The sequence below is a fragment of the Niallia sp. FSL W8-1348 genome (assembly GCF_038006745.1).
Taxonomy (GTDB): Bacteria; Bacillota; Bacilli; order Bacillales; family Cytobacillaceae; genus Niallia; species Niallia alba.
On sequence record NZ_JBBOVV010000001.1, the window covers coordinates 1,433,001 to 1,457,073 of the forward strand.

Annotated in this window: 19 protein-coding genes and 1 riboswitch; of the genes, 5 read left to right on the top strand and 14 right to left on the bottom strand. The window is 35.7% G+C overall.

Annotated features, from left to right (window positions below; translation table 11 throughout):
- Nucleotides 1-244: 244 nt before the first annotated feature.
- From NST60_RS06795 to NST60_RS06830, 8 genes are all read right to left on the bottom strand, one after another.
- Complete coding sequence (locus tag NST60_RS06795; protein WP_169187946.1) at nucleotides 245-1,717, bottom strand: protein adenylyltransferase SelO; 1,473 nt, start codon at nucleotides 1,715-1,717, stop codon at nucleotides 245-247.
- Nucleotides 1,718-1,806: 89 nt separating this feature from the next.
- Complete coding sequence (gene xylF / locus NST60_RS06800) at nucleotides 1,807-2,889, bottom strand: D-xylose ABC transporter substrate-binding protein (RefSeq protein WP_101729621.1); 1,083 nt, start codon at nucleotides 2,887-2,889, stop codon at nucleotides 1,807-1,809.
- A gap of 76 nt (nucleotides 2,890-2,965) precedes the next feature.
- Nucleotides 2,966-4,513, bottom strand: a complete 1,548-nt coding sequence (locus NST60_RS06805; RefSeq protein ID WP_016202711.1) for a response regulator — start codon at nucleotides 4,511-4,513, stop codon at nucleotides 2,966-2,968.
- Nucleotides 4,514-4,524: 11 nt separating this feature from the next.
- Entirely contained in the window at nucleotides 4,525-5,955 is a 1,431-nt protein-coding gene (locus NST60_RS06810; protein WP_101729622.1) for a sensor histidine kinase, read from the bottom strand.
- Nucleotides 5,948-6,931: a sugar ABC transporter substrate-binding protein gene (locus NST60_RS06815; protein ID WP_016202709.1), complete on the bottom strand. Its 984-nt coding sequence runs from the start codon at nucleotides 6,929-6,931 to the stop codon at nucleotides 5,948-5,950. The genes NST60_RS06810 and NST60_RS06815 overlap by 8 nt, the downstream gene beginning before the upstream one ends.
- 179 nt (nucleotides 6,932-7,110) lie before the next feature.
- Nucleotides 7,111-8,277 (bottom strand): sugar ABC transporter permease, encoded by a 1,167-nt coding sequence (locus NST60_RS06820; protein ID WP_016202708.1) that lies wholly within the window; start codon nucleotides 8,275-8,277, stop codon nucleotides 7,111-7,113.
- A 15-nt stretch (nucleotides 8,278-8,292) separates the two neighbouring features.
- Nucleotides 8,293-9,813, bottom strand: a complete 1,521-nt coding sequence (locus NST60_RS06825; RefSeq protein WP_016202707.1) for a sugar ABC transporter ATP-binding protein — start codon at nucleotides 9,811-9,813, stop codon at nucleotides 8,293-8,295.
- A gap of 126 nt (nucleotides 9,814-9,939) precedes the next feature.
- On the bottom strand, nucleotides 9,940-11,052 hold the full coding sequence (locus NST60_RS06830) for a sugar ABC transporter substrate-binding protein (RefSeq protein ID WP_169187945.1): 1,113 nt from the start codon (nucleotides 11,050-11,052) through the stop codon (nucleotides 9,940-9,942).
- A 257-nt stretch (nucleotides 11,053-11,309) separates the two neighbouring features.
- Between NST60_RS06830 and NST60_RS06835 the strand changes: the two genes are divergently transcribed.
- Nucleotides 11,310-13,553 (top strand): glycosyltransferase, encoded by a 2,244-nt coding sequence (locus NST60_RS06835; RefSeq protein ID WP_169187944.1) that lies wholly within the window; start codon nucleotides 11,310-11,312, stop codon nucleotides 13,551-13,553.
- Nucleotides 13,554-13,961: 408 nt separating this feature from the next.
- On the opposite strand, the gene NST60_RS06840 is transcribed toward NST60_RS06835, so the two are convergent.
- On the bottom strand, nucleotides 13,962-14,933 hold the full coding sequence (locus tag NST60_RS06840; protein ID WP_169187943.1) for a sensor domain-containing diguanylate cyclase: 972 nt from the start codon (nucleotides 14,931-14,933) through the stop codon (nucleotides 13,962-13,964).
- Nucleotides 14,934-15,042: 109 nt separating this feature from the next.
- A riboswitch (cyclic di-GMP riboswitch) is annotated at nucleotides 15,043-15,128 on the bottom strand.
- Nucleotides 15,129-15,375: 247 nt separating this feature from the next.
- Here NST60_RS06840 and NST60_RS06845 point away from each other — a divergent pair.
- Entirely contained in the window at nucleotides 15,376-15,912 is a 537-nt protein-coding gene (locus NST60_RS06845) for a CueP family metal-binding protein (RefSeq protein ID WP_169187942.1), read from the top strand.
- Between the two features lie 79 nt (nucleotides 15,913-15,991).
- Here NST60_RS06845 and NST60_RS06850 read toward each other — a convergent pair whose 3' ends face one another.
- The 3 genes from NST60_RS06850 to NST60_RS06860 form a co-directional block, all read right to left on the bottom strand.
- On the bottom strand, nucleotides 15,992-16,819 hold the full coding sequence (locus NST60_RS06850; protein WP_016202701.1) for a GNAT family N-acetyltransferase: 828 nt from the start codon (nucleotides 16,817-16,819) through the stop codon (nucleotides 15,992-15,994).
- 87 nt (nucleotides 16,820-16,906) lie between these two features.
- Nucleotides 16,907-17,950, bottom strand: coding sequence for a UvrB/UvrC motif-containing protein (locus tag NST60_RS06855; RefSeq protein ID WP_341098447.1), 1,044 nt, complete (start codon nucleotides 17,948-17,950; stop codon nucleotides 16,907-16,909).
- 22 nt (nucleotides 17,951-17,972) lie between these two features.
- Complete coding sequence (locus NST60_RS06860) at nucleotides 17,973-18,938, bottom strand: S66 family peptidase (protein ID WP_224427656.1); 966 nt, start codon at nucleotides 18,936-18,938, stop codon at nucleotides 17,973-17,975.
- A 118-nt stretch (nucleotides 18,939-19,056) separates the two neighbouring features.
- On the opposite strand from NST60_RS06860, the gene NST60_RS06865 reads away from it, so the two are divergent.
- Complete coding sequence (locus NST60_RS06865) at nucleotides 19,057-19,269, top strand: DUF5316 family protein (protein ID WP_169187938.1); 213 nt, start codon at nucleotides 19,057-19,059, stop codon at nucleotides 19,267-19,269.
- A gap of 133 nt (nucleotides 19,270-19,402) precedes the next feature.
- Here NST60_RS06865 and abc-f read toward each other — a convergent pair whose 3' ends face one another.
- Nucleotides 19,403-21,034 carry a ribosomal protection-like ABC-F family protein gene (gene abc-f, locus NST60_RS06870; protein WP_341098449.1) on the bottom strand — a complete coding sequence of 544 codons (1,632 nt, stop codon included), beginning with the start codon at nucleotides 21,032-21,034 and terminating at the stop codon, nucleotides 19,403-19,405.
- Nucleotides 21,035-21,515: 481 nt separating this feature from the next.
- Between abc-f and NST60_RS06875 the strand changes: the two genes are divergently transcribed.
- Together NST60_RS06875 and NST60_RS06880 are read left to right on the top strand one after the other, a co-directional pair.
- Entirely contained in the window at nucleotides 21,516-22,967 is a 1,452-nt protein-coding gene (locus tag NST60_RS06875) for an amino acid ABC transporter substrate-binding protein/permease (protein WP_016202696.1), read from the top strand.
- A complete protein-coding gene (locus NST60_RS06880) occupies nucleotides 22,954-23,682 on the top strand; it encodes an amino acid ABC transporter ATP-binding protein (protein WP_341098450.1) in 729 nt (242 codons plus the stop codon). Before NST60_RS06875 ends, NST60_RS06880 begins: the two co-directional genes overlap by 14 nt.
- A 34-nt stretch (nucleotides 23,683-23,716) precedes the next feature.
- Here NST60_RS06880 and NST60_RS06885 read toward each other — a convergent pair whose 3' ends face one another.
- A complete protein-coding gene (locus NST60_RS06885; protein WP_016202694.1) occupies nucleotides 23,717-24,064 on the bottom strand; it encodes a winged helix-turn-helix transcriptional regulator in 348 nt (115 codons plus the stop codon).
- Nucleotides 24,065-24,073: the final 9 nt, after the last annotated feature.

The following is a 24,073-nucleotide window of genomic DNA, read 5'->3' on the forward strand; positions in this document are numbered from 1 at the left end:
AAAAAAAGTTTCATTTTCAAACATTGCCTTCGACTAATAGTTCCTTATTCTTTTTTGCAAAGATAAATGGGATAATGAAAGAAAAGGGAAAAAAGGGGAAATGGACAAGGGGTACCAGTTTTTATCAGGGGAAAAATTGATGAAAGCACTTTTAATTATCGATGTGCATTCTTTAATAATAATAGAAAAGTTCCCCATTTCTTAAGTAGAAAAGGGAAACTTTTTCATTTACATATTGTTAAAATCACGTCCCACAATATGTTTGATAAGAAGGATTCACTTGTTGTGGTGCTACTCCGTATTCTATTTGTTCCTTTGTATAAGCATAAGGATTGGACAGCATCTGTAATAATTCTTCCATCACACTTAAATCTCCGTTTTCTGCAGCATGAAGGGCTGCTTCTACACGATGATTTCGAGGAATGACAACTGGATTATGTCTTTTCATTTGCTCACGAGCATTTTCTTCTCCGCCTTCTTGACGGTCGATTCTTTCCTTCCAAGCCTTATACCATTCCATAAATGCTGGATTGTTGCTAAGTTCCATTTTGTCTATTTCCCCTAACGTTAAAGAACGAAAGGTATCCGTAAAGTCTGCACGATTATTTTGCATAATCCCAAGGAGCTTTTCCATTAGCTCTGCATCTTTGTCTTCTTCCCCTTCTAATCCTAGCTTTCCTCTCATACCATCAAGCCAGTGTTGTTGATACAAGGTGTTAAATTCATATAATTCTGCTTGAGCAAGTTCCACTGCTTTTTCAACATCATCATGGAATAAGGGAAGTAAGCTTTCAGCAAATCTAGCCAGATTCCAACCAGCCATTTTCGGTTGATTTCCATACGCATAACGACCTTGGACATCAATAGAGCTAAATACGGTATCTAAATGGAAACTATCCATAAAGGCACAGGGGCCATAGTCAATCGTCTCTCCGCTAATGGTCATGTTATCTGTGTTCATAACACCGTGAATAAAACCAACTAACTGCCATTTGGCGATTAAGGCTGCTTGACGTTTAATTACTTCTTTAAACATTTCTACGTAGTGATTCTCATCTTTCGCAATTGCTGGGAAATGTCGATCAATTGCATAATCCGCGAGAGCTTTAAGATCCTCTTTAGAATCAAGAGAAGCTGCATATTGAAAAGTTCCTACTCGCAGATGGCTTGCTGCGACTCTCGTTAAAATGGCACCTGGCAAATCTTTCTCCCGGACAATCTGTTCTCCAGTTGCAATAACAGCTAAACTTCTAGTTGTCGGAATGCCAAGGCCGTGCATCGCTTCACTAATAATATATTCTCTTAGCATCGGCTTAAGCGCTGCTCTACCATCGCCTCCTCGAGAGTATGGTGTGCGGCCAGAACCTTTTAATTGTATATCGAACCTTTCCCCAGCTGGAGTAATCTGTTCTCCAATCAGCATAGCCCTTCCATCACCAAGCATGGTTGGATGGCCAAATTGATGACCTGCATAAGCTTCAGCAAGGGGAAAGCCGCCTTCTGGAATATCATTCCCGCTTAATACTTGTATCGACTCTTGGCGTTGTAATTGTTCCTTATTCAATCCTAATGACTCTACCAAATCCTGATTAAGCTTAACTAAACGAGGAGAACTGACTGGATTTAATGTCATCTTAGAATAGAAAACTTCAGGAAGTCGAGCATAGCTATTATCAAAATTCCAGCCTGTATCTTTTTTCAACTCATTACTACTCATATTGGCTCCCTTCCAATCGTATTTTATATTCCTATTATACCCTTTTCACAGTGTGGAACATGCAATGACGCTTTGCAAAAAGCAGCTGATTATTTTTTATACACTTCTTCTTTTGAATGAAAATCATCCTTGATGATGGTTGCATCCATATTCTCTTTTGTGACAGCAATAGGAGAAAGCAAGATAGTCGGCACTTCGACTTTTCCGTTATTTACTTTATTCTCAACAGAGATCGTTTTTCCATTGGCCATCTGAACTGCAATTTGTGCTACTTCTTCTGCTAATGCTTTGATTGGCTTATATACAGTCATTGTCTGAGTGCCTTGTATGATGCGTTGTGCTGCTGGAAGATCACCATCTTGTCCAGCAACTGGAATTTTCCCAGCTAAGCCATACTTTTCAAGTGCCTTAATTGCACTCCCTGCTGTTGCGTCATTTGCTGCAATAACAGCATCTATATCTTTATTATTTGCCTTTAAGGCTGCTTCCATATTGCTGTAAGCATATTCTGGATCCCAATTTTTTGACCATTGATCATAAACGACCGTAATATTCCCTTTATCTATATAAGGTTGCAATACATGAAATACACCTTTTTTAATAAGATGGGCATTATTATCTGTATCGGCCCCACCAATGTAGACATATTTTCCTTTCGGCACTATCTTAGTAATTGCTTCTGCTTGTAATACTCCAACCATTTCGTTATCAAAAGAAATATATAAATCAACATCAGCATTTTTTATTAAGCGATCATAAGAGAGCACCTTTATTCCAGAAGAGTGTGCTTTTTTTACAATTGTAGCCATTGCTTCTGCATTATGTGGAACGACAACTAATAAATCTACTCCCTTACTGATTAACGTTTCTGCCTGTAGAATTTGCAGGGCATCGTCTCCATTTGCAGCATAGATTTCTACTTCTGCTCCTAATTCTTCTACTGCTTCTCTAAATAACTCTCTATCTCTCAGCCATCTATCTTCCTTTAATGTGTCCATTGAAAAGCCTATTTTAAGTTTCTTGTTTCCTTCTTCTGAATTCTTGTTATTGGCAGAAGGAGTAGCTAGCGGACGACTGACTTCCGTTTCTTTTTCCTTATAACAGCCAGAAATGACCCCCACCAAGCATAGTACTACAAGAACTAACCATGAATGTTTTCCAATCTGTTTCATTCATTTCTCTCCTATTTATATTCGCTGTTTTCCCTTTAGCTTTTTTTCATAAGGAACTTGTTTTTGAAAGAAGAAACTATAATGATTTATTCACTAATAATAATTTCCGATATTCCTTTGGTGACATATTACAAAGCTTTTTAAAGACTTTACTAAAATAATTCGGATCGTGGTAACCGACTTCAAAGGTAATTTCTTTGATACTCTTATCTGTATCTCGTATTAATTCTTTTGCTTTTTCAATTCGACACTCTGTTAAAAAATCAATGTAATTAATTCCTTGTTTTTCTTTAAAAATCTTGCTTATATAAATGGGACTCAGACCAACTTTCCTTGCCAATGACTCTAAAGAAATATCTTCTTGGGAATGCGTTAGAATATATTGTTTCAACTGATGAATCGCATCTGCTTCTAATCGATCTGTTCTTTGTTTGAAGGAATGAATCATCTTATCAAGCAATCTCGTCGTTTCTAATTGCAGTTGGCGAAAATTCAATGGCTTATATGCATATAAAGGAATATCTGATTCTATGCCCATCTCATCCATCACTCGTGACACAATCCAAAGAATCTCTAATATTCGCTGCTGTGTATGGAGTACATCTGCCCCTTCCTTTTCGTAGTACTGTATAATATATAAAATATATTTTCGTACATTTTCCCATTGCCCTATTCGAATTTGATCAGCGAATTCCTTTTTCCGATGCTCTACAAGCTTTCCAGTTATTGAATCATTGGTAGCCGACATTTCATCTGAATAAAATCGATATTTTACTGGAGATGAAACATCCATTGTTGCAAAAAGGGCTTCGTGATACGATTGACGAACTTTCTCCAGGGAAGAGGAGACATTGCCGATTCCAATAAAGTACTCTGCTCCCTGCGTTCGCTTAAGAATGGATAGTAATTGATGAGCCAATACTGTTGCTTGTGTGCGAAAAGAATGCTTTTCATCTCTAAACACAATAATTGGAAGATGACTACCATATAGTGCACCTATCCAACAGCTTTTCGTTTCTCTGATTTTTTCTTTTATAATAGGATAAAGGGACTCTGCTCCCGTTGGCATCAACACTAGCATGATAAACATTTCATTCGTGGACGGTGTCTCTAACATTTCAACAAGCATATCAACATGCACTTCATGAACATGATCAAATAACAATTGTGTCACCACATCTGTTTCAACAAGCGAGAGTGCTTTTTGGAATGCCTCTTCTTGAAACTTTCTCATCACAGCTTCTCTTTGTTCCTCTTTAATTTGTTGAAATGTCTTGCCGACTGTTGCTATTATTTCACTTGCTCGACTCGGTTTAAGAATATAATCCTTTACTCCTAGCTTAATCGCTTGGCGCATATATTCGAATGTATCAAAAGCAGTTACCATAATGAAGCGAATCATCGAATTTAGAGCCGTAATCCTTTCAATTGTTTCTAATCCATTGAGACCAGGCATTTTAATATCCATTAGGATTAAATCCGGTTGAAATGTTTTCGCTAATTCAATTGCCATTTTTCCATTTTTCGCTTGCATTATCTTTGTATCAGGAAAGCCCTTCTTAATAATCGCCTCCATTCCTTCTCTCTCTAATTGTTCGTCATCTACAATGAGGAGTTTTATCATCATCCCACACCCTATTTTTTTATTTGAATGATCACCTTAGTTCCTGAGCCCACCTGACTCTTAATCGTTATTACATCATCATCACCATAAAAAAGTCGCAGTCTTTTTACCACATTGCTAAAGCCTATTCCGATGCCCTTTGATTCCTTTTCAAAAGGATGTAAATTTTCTGCTAGTAACTGTTGTATTTTTTCTAGCGGAATACCAATCCCATCATCTTCAATTTCAATTAGAACTTCCTCCATCTCATCCTTTACTCGTATCCAAATCGTTCCGCCATCCTCACTCGGTTCCACCGCATGGATAACAGCGTTTTCAATTATCGGCTGTAAAGTTAATGACGGAATTCTTCTATTTAGGCAACATTCATCTATCTCCATGAAAAACTGAAGTCTATCTGTAAATCTTGCTTTTTGAATATCCATATATTGCTTTAAAACCATTATTTCCTCTCGAAGCGTCACGGACCGATCTAGTTGTTTTAAATTGTACCGAAGGATTCCTGCAACACTAACTAACAAATCACTTGTTTCTTCTGAACCTTCTAAATAAGCCTTTTTTGATATCGTATTTAATGTATTAAAGAGAAAATGAGGGCTTATCTGGCTTTGTAAGCTTTTAAACTGACTTTCCTGCAACAATATTTTACTCTGCTGCAATTCGTGCTCTAGCTGTGCTTTATGCTTTATTTCGGATATAAGCATATTAATATTTTTTCTCATCCGATCAAAAGTTCTTGCTAAAAAGGCAATTTCGTCTTTTGTGTCTACTTTCACCTGCAAATCAAATCGTCCTTTCGATAATTCATTTGCTGCCTGGGTTAGCTTCGATATTGGTCTTGTGATGGTTAACGAAAACCAGTATGTCACAAAAAAGAGCACACACATAATTAATAATAAAAGGAAGATTCCTAGTTTCATTACTTCACCTGACTGCTTAATAATTCCGCGGTAAAAGCGGTCATAGGTTTTGAGTTCTGTATCTACTAAAGATAGAGACATCTCTGAGATATATGTTGATATTCTCGTCACTTCCGAAAATTCTTGAGCAGCGGCTTCCCCGTCATTTTCCGATAAAAATAAAAGAAGTCTATTTGTGGTTTCAATAAAACTGTCCATGAGATGAACATAATTTGTTAGAGTGAAATTATTCTCAGCGTTTCTTAACGTAATTACTCCTTGTTTTGCGTCCTCCATTCTTTTCTTACTTTGAGTAAGCTTTGACATATTTTCTTCCGATGGATTGATCATATAATTATTTAAATCCGCAACTATATTTTGACTGCTAGAGGTGACTTCATTTAACTTTAAATAGCGTTGCAAAATTTCATTATACTGCTGCTGTGTTTTATGATTGTAATAAGTAAGTGCTATCCAAATAATAGACATGATAATCAATACGATGGTTGTAAGCAAAAGGATTTTTTTTTGAATACTATTCATATGTATTGTTCGCTTTCTGAACTTTAATGTCTGTTAAATAGCCATTCTTATCTAAAGGAACTTTTTCTCCATTTAGCCATTCCATCATCAACTGCACACTCATTTCTCCCATTGCTTCTGGGGATTGCTCCACCATCGCATCTAAGGTTCCCGCTTCTAAAAGAGAGATTGACTCCGGCCCATCGTCAAAAGAATACAAATAATACGGCTCTATTTGGTAACGCTTACTTATTTCTTTAATTAAAGTTCCTAGCACATTCGCATTAATAGCTATGAATGCATTTGTATCCGGCTCCCGATTTAAAATATCTTGTGTTGCAACAACTACTTGTTCTTTCGACGTATCAATCGTTTTTGCATAGACAACGTTAATATCTTTATATTGTTTAAATATTTCCTCTATACCATTTAATCGCTGTTTTTGAAAATATTCCTCCTTGGAATCAAACATAAGAACAACCTTTCCTTTCTTCCCCATATCTTGTACTAGTTGTTCGGCAATTTCTTTCCCTGCTAGAAACTGATCGGAACCTACATAGGTTCGTCGTAAACTATCAGCAATTGGTATATCATTGGCAACCGTAATAATAGGAATTCCATAAAAGGATGCTTTTATTTTCGTTAAATTTTTAAATTCATCCGTATCCAATCCCTGCACGATTATTCCATCCACTTTCGATTGGATCGCTATTTCAATACTTTTCAAAAAATCTTCCTCATTATTGCCATAGCTTCCCCACACTTCAAAACTTACATCTTCAGCTTCTGCTTGCTTTCTTGCACCAGCTGCAACTTTGTCCCAAAAGGGAGTATCTCTCTCTTGGGTGATTAACACAAGGCGTTGCTGGTTTTGAGTCGTAACACGATCAGAGGGAAACTGCCAATCTGCGCGAAAAACATTTTTTGCCGTAATAAAGGTAAAATAACAAAGAATTAAAATAGCTGTTAATAATACAATCATGCTCGTTTTTCGCACTACACCGATCTCCTTCCAATTAAATACATCCTACAAACTAAATCATAGCATCCTTTTTAAATAGTACAATACTTATAATCAATGGAATAAGAAATGTCTAGCCTAGTGAAGAATTACAAGATTAATGGATAGAAAACGAGGTTTTAGCAGAAATAGGAGAGACTTAGTCTCTCCTCTAATTATTTTGACTTTCTTGTCATTACATCAAAAATAACTGCCCCTGCAAGAACGCCTCCTCTAATCATATATTGATAAGAGATACCAACTCCTAGTAAATTCATTCCGCTTGAAAGAGATGCCATTACGATTGCTCCGATAATCGCTCCTGTTACTTTTCCAACCCCTCCAGCTGCTGAAACGCCTCCCACATAAGCAGCTGCAATGGCGTCTAACTCGAATAAGGTACCCGCTGTAGTAGTTGCAGATTGGAGTCGGGCCGTGAATAAAATACCAGACAATGCTGCCATCATTCCCATCGATCCGAAAACAATATAAGTAATCTTTTTCACATTGATTCCGCTAAGATGTGCTGCTTCCGGATTGCTTCCAACTGCATAAATATGTCTGCCAAGCACTGTTTTCGTTGTTAAGAAGTGATATACAAATACGACGGCAAGCATAATAACGACAGTCCATGAAAATCCATTATATCCTGCAAGAATCCATGTAATATAGGCAATAATGACAGAAACAAATGCTAGTTTTAAAAGGAACATTGGTTTAGAAAGAACATCGAACTTATACTTCAGCTTATTATTTCTATTAGATATTTCACTATAAATATAAACAAGAATTCCAGCTAATCCCACTAATAGAGATAACAGATGCAATCCATTTACTTCCAATAACGATGGAATATATCCATTACCAATCGCATTGAATGCATCATTTTGAATAATAATCGTTCCCGTCTTCTCTGTCACCTGTAGCAACGCACCGCGAAAAATCAACATACCAGCTAAGGTTGCAACAAATGACGGTATTCCTACTTGGGCTACTAAAAGGCCATTAAACAAACCTACTAAAATTCCAAGAATAAGAATAATCGGAATCGCGATATAGACAGGAACACCTGCCTGTGTTAATAGAATCGCTGCAATAGCACCGAGAAATCCAGCAACAAATCCAACAGATAAATCGATATGACGAATAACAATTATTAGCGTCATTGCAACAGCGAGCACTGCTATATATCCTGCTGAATCTAGTAAGTTGCTTATATTACGTGAAGAAATAAATAGTCCGTCTGTCATAATTGTAAATACTAGAATAATAACAAACAAAGCAATATACATTCCGTATTCACGAATATTTGCTCGAATAAGTGTCTTTGCTTCTTGATACATCTTCTTCCCACCCTCCTATTGTGTGGCCAGCTGCATAATTTTTTCTTGATTTGCTTCTTCTATATTCAATTCACCTTTCATCTCTGTTTGCGCCATGACATATACTCGGTCACTCATGCCAAGTACCTCTCCTAACTCTGATGAAATCATGATGATGCTTAACCCCTCTTCGATTAACTTATTCATCACACTATAAATTTCAAATTTTGCTCCGACATCAATTCCGCGAGTCGGTTCATCTAAGATTAATAGTTTCGGAGCCACAAATAGCCACTTACCAAGGGATACTTTTTGCTGGTTTCCTCCACTTAAATTACCAGCTAGCTGTTCAAGAGATGAAGCTTTTATATGAAGCGACTTTTTATAGGAATCTGCAATCTTAATTTCTTCGTTTTGATTAATGACTCCCTTTTGCGCAATTCCTTTCAAATTAGCAGCGGAGATATTACTCTTAATGTCTTGCAGCAAGAATAATCCATCTCCTTTACGGTCTTCTGTTACATATGCAATTCCTGCTTGAATGGCATCACTCGTGTGTTTAAGCTTTTGCGTCTGCCCATCCAGCAACATTTCCCCTTGAATTTTATACGATTTAGCATTACCAAAAATACTTAATGCGAGTTCTGTTCGTCCTGATCCCATTAGGCCTGCAATTCCAACAATTTCACCTTTCTTTACATGAAGGTTAATATTCTTTACTACTTCCCGCCCTATTTGAGGATCATAAGCACTCCAATTTTTCAACTCTAAAACAGATTCTCCTTTTACCTTCTTATCTCGTTTCGGATAAATATCTTCTATTTCTCTACCAACCATATTTTTTATAATAATATTTTCTGTAATTTCTCCTTGTGCAGCATCTAATGTACAAATTGTTTTCCCATCACGAAGAACAGTTGCTTTGTCTGCTATCGAGATAACTTCCTTTAACTTATGGGAAATCATAATACAGGTAATCCCTTGCTTCTTTAGTTCCTTTAATAATTGGAGTAAGTTGTCACTGTCATCTTCGTTTAATGCTGCTGTCGGTTCATCCAAAATTAGAAGTTTTACATCTTTACTTAATGCTTTTGCAATTTCAATTAGCTGTCTTTTTCCTACACTTAAATCTTTAACAAGCGTGTCTGGAGCGACATCTAATTTCACCTTTTCTAATAATTTCTTTGATTGTACAATTGTTTGATTCCAGTTAATAACTCCACCCTGTTTGACTTCATTGCCGGCAAAAATATTTTCATATACCGTTAAATCTGGAAATAATGCAAGCTCTTGATAAATAATAACAATACCTGTTTTTACACTGTCACTAATTCGATGAAACTGCTGAATTTCATCTTCGAACACAATGTCTCCATCATATGTTCCATAGGGATGTACTCCACTTAAAACTTTCATTAAAGTCGATTTGCCCGCACCATTTTCCCCGATTAAACAATGTATTTCTCCTTTTTCAACTTTGAAATTCACATCACTTAATGCCTTAACTCCTGTAAATTCCTTTGTAATCCCATTCATTTCGAGAATATATTCACTCATTTTCTTCCTCCTTTGCATCTTAATGGGAATGGGTTAAAGGGTCGATCCCCACTTAATCTATCCACTTTATAATTTCCATGGATTACATCAAGTGAGGTCGACTTTTTGGTTAATCCCTTTTAAAAATTACTTTAATCCTGTAAATTCGCTTGCTTCGTAATAATCAGAGTCAATTAATTCTTTTTGGACATTATCTTTATCCACGACGATAACGTCTGTTTGTTTTGCTTTTACATCGATCTCTCCATTATCATAAGAACCTGTAGTTTCTGGTGTTTTTCCATCTAAGATATCAATGGCAATTCCCATTGCATCGGTTACTAATGTGCGAACATCTTTAAATACAGTCATGGATTGCTTTCCATCAATCACATATTGAATAGATGCTTTTTCTGCATCTTGACCTGTTACAAAATAGCTTGAAATATCACCATCTGAAGCAAATACATCTGCGATTGCACGTGCTGTACCATCGTTTGGTGCTAATACAGCGACATCACCCTTCATCTCGGTATCAACTGCAGTTAAATGTGTTTGGGCTTTATTTTTCGCTTCATTTGGATCCCAGTTTGTCGTAACCTGTCCAAGGATTTTACTCATTTCATCGCGGCTAAGCTCCTGCTTATCTTTTACCTTTTCTGCCTCACTTGAGTTAGCGATTTTGAATGTACCATCGGCAATTTTCGGTTGAAGTACACTCCATGCTCCTTCAAAGAATAAGAAGGCATTGTTATCTGATGCCGCTCCCGCATAAAGATACAACGGTACTTCTTTTCCTTCTGAGTGATCAATTAAATACTGCCCTTGAGCTGCACCAACAGCTACACTATCGAAAGTGACATAATAATCAACTGCATCTGTGTCTGTAATCAGACGATCATAGGAGATAACTTTAATATCATCTTTTTTTGCAGCTTCTACTGCAGCTGCTGCCGCTGCCCCGTCTTGCGGTGTAATGATAAGTACATCAATACCTTTATTGATTAATGTTTCCACATTTTCTTTTTCTTTTGCAGAGGAACCTTGGCTGAATAAAATTTCAGTTGTGTATTCAGAATCTTTTAACGCATCTTTAAAGCGCTGTTCATCTTGAACCCAACGTGGCTCATCTTTTGTTGGCAAGACAATACCTACACTGATTTTATTACTGCTACCACCTGTGCTATTGCTACAAGCTCCCATCAGAGCCGCAATTAGCATTACAACAAGTAATAAGGATATGGATTTCCATCTTTTCATTGATTTTTCCCCCTTAATTTGTTCTTCCTTTTGTCTTACAGTTAAAATTGTAGAAGAAAAACCATCTGTTTGTAAGCGTTAACAATAGTATTCTTTTAATATCTTCTGTATTTTTTTAATATCCATTTTCTTTTTCCATTTTTTTATCCATGCAAAATTTGGCGAATCACTATATAATGAATCGATGGATTTACCAATAAGGGTAAAAATACGTTTCGTTATTTAAGAAATACATCTAATAAAAGGAGCAAAGATATATGCAAATAGAACTTTATTATTTAGCAGGTTTAGCTGTTATCCTATTCCTTCTATATATGTCAGCAAAAAAACATCTTTGGTCCAAATACATTCTTTTGTTTTCCTTTATTCTGCTAAATGGAGTCTATTTAATTTGGCGAACTTTCTACACACTTCCAACCGTGGGAATAATAAGTTTTATTTTCGGACTTTTACTTTTATTTACAGAGTGGGCTGGATTCACACAGTCCATTATTTTTACTATCCTGTCATGGAAACCATTTAAAAGAAAAACCATTCCATTACATTCCTTCCGAGAATTACCAACAGTTGATGTATTTATAGCTACTTATAATGAACCAGAAGACTTATTAAAGAGAACCATTACTGGCAGTCTCTTAATGCGTTATCCCGAAGATAAGGTAAAGGTATATGTATGTGACGATGGCAAAAGACCGGAAATTAAGGCATTAACGGAATCGCTTGGAGCATACTATATTTCAAGAGAAGATAATAAACACGCAAAAGCTGGTAATTTAAATCATGCCATGAGTATTACAAATGGGGATATCATTGTCACAATGGATGCTGATATGGTTCCAAAGATCAATTTTCTGGAACGTACAGTTGGTCACTTTCTAGATAAAGACGTTTCCTTTGTACAAGCACCACAAGTTTTTTATAATGCAGACCCTTTTCAATATAATCTTTTCTATGAACAACGATTAACAAATGAACAAGATTTCTTTATGCGTAGATTAGAAGAAGGAAAAGACCGCTTCAACGCCACAATGTATGTGGGAAGCAATGCATTATTTCGAAGATCTTCATTAGAAGATATCGGTGGGTTTGCCACTGGTGTGATAACAGAAGATATGGCTACAGGGATGTTCTTACAGACTGATAATCAAAAAACGGTGTTTGTAAATGAAACGTTAGCTGTTGGATTATCTGCTGAAACATTCCCAGAATTGCTTAAACAAAGAGACAGATGGGCAAGAGGAAATATTCAAGTTGCTCGTAAATGGAATCCTTTAAAAATAAAAGGATTATCGTTTATGCAAAAATTATTATATTTAGATGGAATTCATTATTGGTTCTTCGGAATTTATAAGATGGTCTATTTACTGGCACCACTGTTATTTTTACTATTTTCTATTTACAGTATACAAACAGATTTTAAAACATTGCTTATCTTTTGGTTTCCAGCCTTCTTCTCTTCCATGCTTGCTTTTAAAAGAATGGCTGATAATAAAAGAAGTGTTATATGGAGTCATATTTACGAAGTATCACTAGCTCCATTTATGGCATATTCCGTACTGTCAGAGGTATTCCTCAAAGAGAGAGGTAAATTTAATGTGACAAGTAAAGGAATTCAAAATGACAGTCGAAACTTCCACTGGAAACTTACAATTCCCTACTTTGTTCTATTACTGATGACTGTTGTTTCGTTATGTATGATTGGTATTCATCTGTTTACACCTATTCAGATATATCAAAATACAGAAATGCTAATCATTAATATATTTTGGGTTGTTTATAACGCATTGGCTATTCTTATTGCTTTACTTATTACGGTTGAAAGACCTCGATTTAGAGGAACGGAAAGATTTACCGTCAAACGAAGTGCTACCATCGCAAATAACCACGGCTTAGAAATTCCTTGTACTGTTATGGACCTGAGTGAAACGGGTGGACGGATTAGGTTAAATAAAAAGGAATATGACAGATTACAGTTACAGAAAGAAGATATATATCTGAATGTCGGCAAGGCGAAAGACATCAAAGTAAAGAAACAATGGGTTACAAAAGAAAAAGACTCTTATTTCTTAGGTGTTTCCTTTGTGGATATCAATTCTGACCAATATAAAGGACTGATTTCCTTATTATTCGTTGAATCAAGTGATATTTATTCAAGTAGGGTCTATGCAAAGGCTTCTGTACTTGGCGCACTTATTCAATTTTTCTTTAAGACTGAACACAAACCCAAAAAATTAGTTCGCAAAACAATCAGAGAACAAACAAGTATGGATATCTGTATACATCTAGCTAAAAAAACGATTAATGGAAATATTGTTGATATTAGCAATACTGGTTGTCAAGTTAAGACTAGAAGAAGAATTGATCAAGATACGTTCCTTATCGAGACAGAGGATGGAAAGAAAACATCCGTTCAATTGCATTGGGAAAAGAAAAAAGGAAGACATTATTATTATGGAACGAGCTTCGGATCTAATCACATCAAGAATCGTATTGGAGCATAAATCATTTTTTTATCCGAAAATAAGAGACTGAGACAAAAGAAAATATCTAATGGGTAAAACGAACTATCTCTCATTTATTAGCGAAACCAATAAGTTTCCTAATTCTTTTCAAAAGAAAATATAATTAGTAGGAAAAACGGAGCAGACTGAATACACGTAGACTCCTATGGGAGCTGCGAGAAAGTCCGAGACCCCGCAGGAACGCAGTGACGAGGAGGCTTGGCGCTCGCCCCATGGAAAGCGAAGTGTATTCAGTCTGCGGGTAATAACCACAAATCTTCTTTCTTAAAATTAATAAAAAACCCAAACAATTATACGGAAGTTTTATCAATCAGCATTTACGTATAATTGTTTGGGTTTATATTTAGTTGGAATACTTTTGTTCCAGCCTCTTATAAGTCTTATAAATTATTTTAAGGAAACATCCAGTTGATTATCTCTTGCTCTTTTCTTTTTTGCCATCTTATTCTCATACATATTTTTATCCGCTTGTGTAAATAATGCTGTCATTTTCCCAAGAGAGCTTAGCGTGAATGCGAAGCCAATGGACATCTTCACCGTACTATTTGCTTCCTTTCCGTTTAATTCACTGGACATCCTATTATACAATTCTTCCATTTCTTCCTTTATCATACCTTGAATTAATAAAACAAACTCGTCCCCACCGATTCTTGAGACCGTTATGTACGGAGAAGAAAAAGCGTTTAGTAATTTTCCAGCTTCTTTGATTAGGTCGTCACCTTGTTTATGACCATATTTATCATTTACTTGCTTTAGTTCATCTAAATCACATAAAATAATGGCGATTGCTTCATCTGTTTTTGTATCAAACTCTTCCATCTTCTGTTCAAAGTAAAAACGATTATGTACTTCTGTCAATGCATCATGGATCAGTTGATACTCTAAATTCTGTCGTAGTATAACTTTCTCGTCAATATTTCGAATGATTCCATGAATAGCTATTAATTCGCCATATTCATATATAGGGGTAGCATATTCCTCAAACCATTTATAAGTTCCATCCAAGCATCTCATTCGTTGAATTAAAGGTTTGCTATAATCAATTTTTCCATGAAGTTTTTTATACATAATATCATAGTCATCTGGATGAATAATCTCTAAGGGAACATACGGATTTCGATAGATTTCTTTGACCATGCCATCTCCTAAAATAGAATTGGCAGAAGGACTAATATACGAATGTCGCATTTGCGGCTTTACTTCATATCTGTAAATGATATCTTTCGAGCTTTCCACTAAGCGAAACATAACATCTTCTTTCTCTATTTTCGATTTCCATTTATTATATTTCCGCTTATCATTTAATATCCACAAGAAAATACCACACATTATTCCGCAGCAAAAATAGAATATCCCCATCTTTCTCCTCACCTTATCATTAGTGAGACTATCATCTGCATATTACTGCTATCCTAATAATGGAAAAAGGCTAATCTTCTACCGATTAGCCTTCCGTTTATAAAGATAAATCGGTAACTGGCTGACTTAATCTCCAAGATCTTAGTCCCTATAGCTTTGCGTCTTCACCTTTCGATGAATTTGCCTTTATCATATTATTCTATTTAAATAATGAAATATATGTATTTCCTTTTTCTTCTATTACAAATTTTATAGGAAAATAGTTAGAGAAACAAGAGAGAGAAAGGACTTTTTTCACATTTTTTTTACATAACTAACCTATCCTCTTCTTCAGTTGAATCGAAAAATTCACAAAATCTCCATTTTTCATCCATAATTTCTCGATTTATTTTTGTTATCTTTATAAAAAGCAGTCAAACTTGAAAGGGAGAATGCGATTAAAATGAAGAAAAAGAAACTTATCATTCCGATATTTATTACAATAATATTTGCTGTAACCGTCCTGTTGATCATCAATCAAAATAATCGATATGAAAAAACGGACGGCAAAGAGCTAAAGCAACTGGTCCAAGATTATAGTGCTGGTAAGAAGTCAGCAACCACTGCTTCCATTAGTTCTGATACATTAACAGTAAATACGCTTGAAAACGATGAGCTTATCTATCGCTTACCAAAAGATGAATTTTTCGTTTCATTTGCTCCTTACTTAACTGAAACGCATCCATGTGCAATCCATAATCTAGCAGGTTGCCGCGGGGAATTAGCTAATAAGGAATTTGCTGTATATATTGAAGATCAAGAGGGAAATGTTTATGTAGATGAACTTCTAACGTCTCAACAAAACGGTTTTATTGATGTTTGGCTTCCTCGCAATAAGGATTTTCAAATTACCATCTCCTATGATGGTAAAACAACTAAGACTGAATTTACTACTTTTAAAGATGATAATACTTGTATTACCACTCTTCCTTTAACATAAGAAACTTCTATCGGTGGGGTTTTATTGCCCGATAAGAGTTATATAAATATAGTGTAGGTATCCCAATTTCTTAGGATACCTACATATTAAATTCGTAATAATCTTGAGAATGGTAGCTTTTAAATCCACAAGACTCATAAAGCTTAAGCGCACGAGCATTTTTGGCTTCTACTTCTAAAAAAATCGGCAAACCCTTTGCTTCTTCCATTTTTACCACTTTAGTTAAAGCCCTTCTGCCAATTCCTTGCCCGCGAAGCTCTGGAAATATCACAAAACCATAAATCCAAGCTTCTCCATCTAATTCAGAAACTCTGATTTTTCCGACTGCTTTTCCATCTATCTCAATAATCATTCGCTGATTATCATTTTGTTCTTTTAGTATTTCCACATACTCTCGAGCATCCTCTTCCGCCATACCAAATCCTAAAACATCAAGCTGAATTTCTATTTCTTTGTCTCGAGCATAATCATATGCTCTTAGCGAAATCGTTGTATCCTCCATTAACTCTGTCTGATGCCATTTCATTTGATGTTCAGAAAAAGCATAAGTACATGGAATACTTACTAGAAAATCCTTTCCACTCTGCGATGCAGCAGGGGCATTAAATAAGATGTTCTGTGCGCCTCTCTTTCTTGCCTCTTCCAATCCTTGATTTAACAAATTCGTAAATATCCCTTTTCTTCGATAATTTGGATGGATCATTCCACAGTACTCTACTTTTCTACCAAAGTAGTAACTTCCCAAAAACCCAACTAGTTTACCGTCTTCATAATGGAAAAAATCCTCTTTATTATCCTCATTTCGGTTTTCTAGCATATCGAAGTTAAGCTTTAATTCATAGCCTTCCTTTTTCTCACAAACGTCCTTTAGCTCTTTAATTTCTGAAATTTGTTCTTTTGACAGCATGTTTATTTCCTCCTCTGCTTTGGGGGATCTATCTCTTATTCCGAAAAGAATAAATCTAAAAATAAGCTGCTCTTCGTTGAGGAAGAGTCATTTCACTAAATTGGTCCATAGGTTATCCATATTCTTGTTCCATTCCTGCGATATAATCGTATACTTACAATCACCACTGTTTAAATATTTATAAATAATATAAGCTTCGTCCATTTCTTCTTTTTCCAATGTACTGATATGTTGAATGTCCATCGAAAGGAGTGAGTTTATCTTCCGCACTACATCTTGCCTATCAACATTATTTGCTATATATATTTCCCGGTCGATAATTTCATTTCGTCTAATGAAAAACACCTTTATACGAAAATCATCTAAGTACTCTGCTGCAATTATTAGTTGATTTTTCTTCATAAAATGGATGACTGTTTCTGTTTGTAAAATTGCCTTAATTTTTGCTATCGTATCTCTAATTTCCGCTGCCTTCTCAAACTCAACATTACTGGAAGCCTCAATCATTTTTGTGGACATCTCTTCTAGTACACTATTACTCTTTTTATTCAATAAAGCGATAAGCCGATGAATAATTTGTTGGTGAGCTTCTTTGGCTATTGGGTCAAAACAAATACCCATACACTTTCCGATGGAATAATTCAAGCACGGACCTTGACTCCACTTCTCTTGGGAGCAATCCATTTTATAAAATGCTTTTATTCCATTTATCACATTTTCTACTGTTCCTTTACTAGTGAAAGGGCCAAAGTAATAATGAACGTCGTCCTTATCCATCTCATTAGCAATCTCCATATGGTAGATGCCCTTCTTCCAGCGAAAAACGATGTAATTATAAGCCTTTGTCGTTTTCATCATCCTATTGTACATAGGTTGAATTTCCTTTATTAGTTTACATTCCAGCATCAATGCCTCAAATTCCGTATCTGTTAGGATAAAGTCGAAATCCTTTATATGCTTTACAAGCTTTTCCACTTTACCCAGTCGATTTTTCGAATGCTGAAAATAAGAGGAAACTCTGTTTTTTAATTTTTTTGATTTGCCAACATAAATGATGTGACCAGAGGAGTCTTTCATTAAATACACCCCTGGAGATGTTGGCAGATTTTTTATTTTTTCTTTAAGCTCCAAGTCGATTCCTCCTCTGGATCGTTTAAAAAGTAGTTATCTTCATTCCATGTGTCATCGTATCAATCTCTACTTCTCCTCCAATTGGAAAAGTAAAGAATGGTTGAATATGGCCAAAATCAACATTATATAGAACAGGAATTTTTTTCAAACTAGGATGCTTATCTAGGATGAATAGGAGCTGCTCCTCTGACATTTTTGAAGCTTTTTGAAATCTCCCAATTACTAGCGCTTTTATGGAGCCAGCAGTCTGTAATAAAGAAGTTAAGTCTCTTGCAAACGTTTCTGGAATGGTTAATTCATCATCTTCTACAAATAGGATGCTATCTGCAAGATTCGGCATATATTCTGTTCCCTGCAGCAAATTTAAAGTACAAAGATTTCCACCAAACAATTGCCCTTTCGCTTCCCCCTCTTGATATACCTTCCATCCCCCTGGTTCGAATTGGCGATTCTCTTGATCCAAATACCATGCATCATCTGTCCATACATCAGAAGGCTCTACAATAAATTCCTTTGATTCCATCAAGCATTTCTGGAAATACTCCGTTTGGTATTCCTGTAACTTATCCATTTGAAAGCTAGAAAAGTGCGGTCCTGAATATGTAATAAAATCAGCCTTTGTTGTGATGGCTGTTGCTAAAGCAGTAATATCACTATACCCACAAAGTATCTTTGGATTGGCTTTTATTAAATCATAATCCAAATAAGGCAATAACTCATTGCAGTTAAAACCACCAATTACAGTTAAAATCCCTTTCACCTTTTTATCCCGAAAAGCATCATGAATATCTTCAACCCGATGCTCAATTGTCGCTGAAAACTGTAAATCTGATTCGAAAATATGTTTGCCAAACGTAACCATAAATCCAAGGTCTTCTAATCTTTTCTTTGCTTGCGCTATTCCCTCTTCGGATAAAATTGTCGCACTTCGACTAGGGGCTATTACTCTAATCTCATCACCTTTTTGTAGCTTATCAGGTATTCTCATGTCCATTCCTCCTCTTTATTCTAATTAAAGCATAAATAATCATATATTTCTGTAACTTTTAGGTGGAGGAAACCGTATATTTTGAAAAGAACTGCACTATTTGGAATGGGGGAAAAACATGTTTAACTTTTTTCTGATAGTTGGCATCATTGCTATATTCATTTCTGGTATTTTTATTGGGGCCTGGACAGATGGACGTCAGCATAGAAACCATCATTTTACGGAAACAAAAGAGGACCGTACTTTAAAAGTGAAACTTTCGACGATAACTGGTTTAACTGCTATTGTCTCACTGGCAATAGCAGCGATTATTTATTATTTAACAAATTAAATTCCTATGAACTGTAATTAAGATATACTCCAAAATTTCGTTTTATTGTCCTAACCTCCCCACTCACAATCCATCCTAAATCCAAAAAAAGTGGGACAAGGAGATTTCCTCCTCATCCCACCATAACTAGTCTTTACAACTCCTTTAATTGCCTTGTCAATTCAAGAAACTTTCTATCTAATTCTGCATAGTCTTTATCCTTCGGAGTCATAAAGCTTAATTTTCCTAAAACTTCTTGTCTTTCTGTCTCTAGTTTCAAGCGAAGTTCTTCTTTATTATCTCTTTCCTGTTTTGGAGACTCCGTCCATTGTCTTTGGATTGTACCTTCCGCTATGACTAACTTAGTCGTTGTCGTTTTTTCTAGAAAATAACGGTCATGGGATACAATGATAAGCGTTCCGTTATATTGAGATAATGTTTCTTCTAATTGTTCACGGGATGGTAAATCAAGATGATTGGTTGGCTCATCGAGAATCAGCACATCTTTTTCTTCTAAAATATAAGCCATTAGCTTGCACTTTACCCGTTCCCCCATACTCATATTTTTTATCGGTTCCTTCCATTGAGATGCCATAAACCCTAAATGTTTCATTAGCGTTTGCACTTTTCCTCTTTCTGCAAACGTCTCTTTAAAAAATAGCTGTTCAGGTGTTTGCTCTAATGGGAGATCAAATACTTCCTGTGTTAAATATCCAATATTAGCAGTTGGAGAAATCCATACTTCCCCTTCAGCCTTTTCCTTTCCTAAAATAATGTTTAATAAGGTTGTCTTTCCGCTTCCATTCGGTCCAATAATGGCAACCTTCTCACCATGTTTAATCATGACATTCCCTTTTTCAAACAACACACGTGAGCCAAATGTTTTGGATAAATCCTTTATTTCCAAAAAGCGTTTGCCAACCTTTTTATTTGCTTCAATCGAAAAGATTACCTTATAGTCCTCTTCTATCCGCTCTACTTTGTTTTTTTCCAATTCTTTTTCTAAACGCTTTTGTTTTGATTTTACTTGGGCATCCATTCGTTTTGCCTTTGACCGATAATATTCTTTTGGAAACTCTTGTTTCGTTGATTGTGCATGTGCTTTATGGGACCAAGAAGTAAGCTCCTTCATTTGCCCTTCCACTTGCTTGATTTTCTTCTGCTGTTTGTCATATTCCCGCTGCATCGTTAATCTCTTTTGCTCTCGAACTTCCATATAACTCGTATAATTCCCTTTATGTTCGATAAGCTTTTTATTTTCAATCGACCAAATTTTTGACGTGACCTCATCTAAAAAATAGCGATCATGGGATACAAGAATAACCGTGCCCTTATATGTTTTTATTTGTTCCTGCAGCAGTTTCATACTTTGTTCATCCAAATGATTTGTCGGTTCGTCTAATAACAAGAGATCAGTCTCAAACGCAAACCCTTTAGCAAGACGCGCCTTTAACTTTTCCCCGCCACTCATTTTCTGAAAATCATTTATAGGCACTTGCCATTTTTCCAGTAGTTTCTTTTCCACAGGATTTTCTTCCTTGAAAGCGTAGTTTTCTGTTTCCTGTTCGACCATTTTAGCCACTGTATCGTCCTTCACCCACTTGATGTGTCCTTCAGTCGGAACCATATCTTTATTTATTAATTGCAATAAGGTCGATTTACCTGCACCATTTTTACCAATAATCCCAATAACCTCTCCCTGTTGTACACTGGCATTTATTTTTTCAAAAATAGTTGTATCCAGCACTTCATAACCTACATTTACTAACTTTAAAAGTTCTATCATCGTATCAAATCCCTTCAGAAGGGAGAAAAAAATCCTCCCAATTATCGTTGGAAGGATTAGCCATACCTAATTATTTGCTCGTTCATAATCGCAATCGCATACAAAAAAACTGTGCATATCGATCAATAATTGTGCGCATACCATTAGAGATACACACAGAAAAGCGATTTATGGAAATGGGCAGACTAATCCTATTTTTGTTTAATTTGAAATTTATTTCATTCAAATTTTTGAAAAATAAGATTAGTTCTTCATCGTTCACCCATCATCCCTTTCGTTCTAAGTACCTAAAGTATAACATACTTTCCGTTATGTAATCCACTGCCTCAAGAAAAATTGGTAAATTTTCTCTATATATTCCTATCTGTACAATCTCAAGATTGTTTAGTATTATTTTAATTATGTGTTTGTTAGATTATCTAACATATGAATACGAAGGACTTTATAAATATCAAGAAAAAAGCGAAAAGGAGTTACACGAATGAAGCAAAAGAAAAGGATGTCTAAATTAATTTTATTCTTTATAGTTGTCTTAACTATGTTGAATATTATTTCTCCTATAACAAAAGCAGAAGCTAAGGAGAAAGTTTATCAGATTGCTACAGATATTACATTTGCACCATTTGAATTTCAGGATGTAAGTGGGGATTTCGTTGGAATCGATATGGATTTAATCGCTGCAATTGCAAAAGATCAAGGTTTCAAATATGAAATGAAGCCACTTGGATTTAATGCTGCTGTACAAGCATTGGAATCGAAACAAGTGGACGCGGTTATTGCCGGAATGAGTATTACAGAAGAAAGACAGAAAAAGTTTGATTTCTCAGAACCTTACTTTGATTCTGGTATCATAATGGCAGTGGACAGTGACAATGATACGGTTGCTTCTTATGATGATTTAAAAGGACAAAAGGTTGCTGTTAAAACAGGAACAGAGGGTGCTAGCTTTGCTGCCAGCATCAAAGATGAATACGGATTTTCAATCGTAACTTTTGACGACTCTGCTAATATGTACGAAGAAGTAAGAACAGGAAATTCTGTTGCTGTATTTGATGACTATCCTGTATTAGCTTATGGAATCAAGCAAGGCAATGGCTTGAAAATTGTAACAGACAAAGAAGCGGGAGCATCATATGGTTTTGCTGTTTCTAAAGGTCAAAATACAGAGCTTCTTGAAATGTTTAATGCAGGTCTAGCTAATTTAAAAGCATCTGGTGAATATCAAGAAATATTAGATAAATACTTAGAAACAGGTTCAGAGGCGGAAGAAGGAAACGGCTTTTTCGGTCTATTAAAAGAGAGCTTTCCAAGCTTATTGTCTGGTCTAAAAATGACACTGATTTTAACAGTCGTTTCCCTTTTAATTGCAACAGTACTTGGGATTATCTTCGGCTTATTACGTATTGCAAAAAATAAAGTATTGAGCACTATTGCTGTTATTTATATCGATATCTTCCGAGGAACACCATTAATTGTTCAAGCATTCTTTATTTACTTTGGAATCCCAGCAGCCCTTGATTTCCGAATTTCAGCTGTTGCTGCCGGTCTTATTACCTTAAGCTTAAACGCTGGTGCTTACATGGCGGAGATAGTTCGTGGAGGAATTCAGTCAGTTGATAAAGGTCAAATGGAGGCTGCACGCAGTCTAGGTCTTCCTTATGGAAAAGCAATGAGAAAAGTAGTGCTTCCACAGGCTATTCAATTAATGATTCCAGCATTTATTAACCAATTTGTTATTACATTAAAAGATACGTCTATTCTTTCCATCATCGGTATTAACGAATTGACACAAAGCGGAAAAATTATTATTGCAAGAAACTTAGAATCATTCCAAATGTGGCTAATCGTCGGTATTATGTACTTTATTGTGATCATGATTCTAACAAAAGTATCAAATGTATTAGAAAGAAGGATTAAAAATGGCCAAGCTTAAAGTGACGAATCTGAAAAAATCATATGGTAATCTTGAAGTATTGAAATCAATTGATTTACAGGTAACAGAAGGCGAAGTTGTTTGCTTAATCGGTCCTTCTGGATCCGGAAAAAGTACCCTTCTCCGCTGCTTAAATATGTTAGAAGAAGTTACAAGTGGTGAAGTCGTAGTAAACGATTTTAATTTAACAGATAAGAAAAATGATATTAACAAAATTAGAGAAAATATCGGTATGGTGTTCCAGCACTTTAATCTTTTCCCACACTTAACAGTATTGGAAAATATCACACTTGCACCAGTTGATTTAAAAAAGGCTACACCACAGCAAGCAAAAGAAAAAGCGTTAGAGCTATTAGAACGTGTAGGCTTGAAAGAGAAAGCGAACGAAAATCCGGCTAAATTATCAGGTGGTCAAAAACAAAGGGTAGCAATCGCACGTGCCCTTGCGATGAACCCTGATATTATGCTATTCGATGAACCAACAAGTGCTCTTGACCCAGAAATGGTTGGAGAAGTATTAATTGTTATTAAACAGTTGGCACAAGAAGGAATGACAATGGTTATCGTAACACATGAAATGGGCTTTGCTAGAGAAGTGGCAGACCGCGTTATCTTTATGGATAACGGATATATTGTGGAAGAAGGTACACCACAAGAAATTTTCGGAAATCCACAAAATGAGCGTACAAAAGACTTCTTGAATAAAGTTTTATAAAAAGCTAATGGGGACAATAATTTGTCCCCATTTTTTAATCCTTATAATGCTTCTTCCCCCACTCCCCCATTAAATCAAGAATCGGTATAAAGCTAACTCCTTTTTCTGTTAAAGAATACTCGACCTTAGGCGGCACCTCTTTATATACTTCTCTGTGCACCATTTGATCTGCTTCTAATTCCCTCAACTGTCTTGTTAAAATTCCTTTTGAAATGCCAGGTAAAAGCCTTTGCAGTTCATTAAAACGTTTTGTTCCCTGACTTAAATGCCATAAAATAATAATTTTCCATCTTCCTGCTGTTAAATTTTGCGTATAGGTAACAGGGCAAAGTCCTTCCTCTTCCATCGCTGAAGGCTCCCCTTGCACAAAGAAACGTGCCATCTTAGCCCA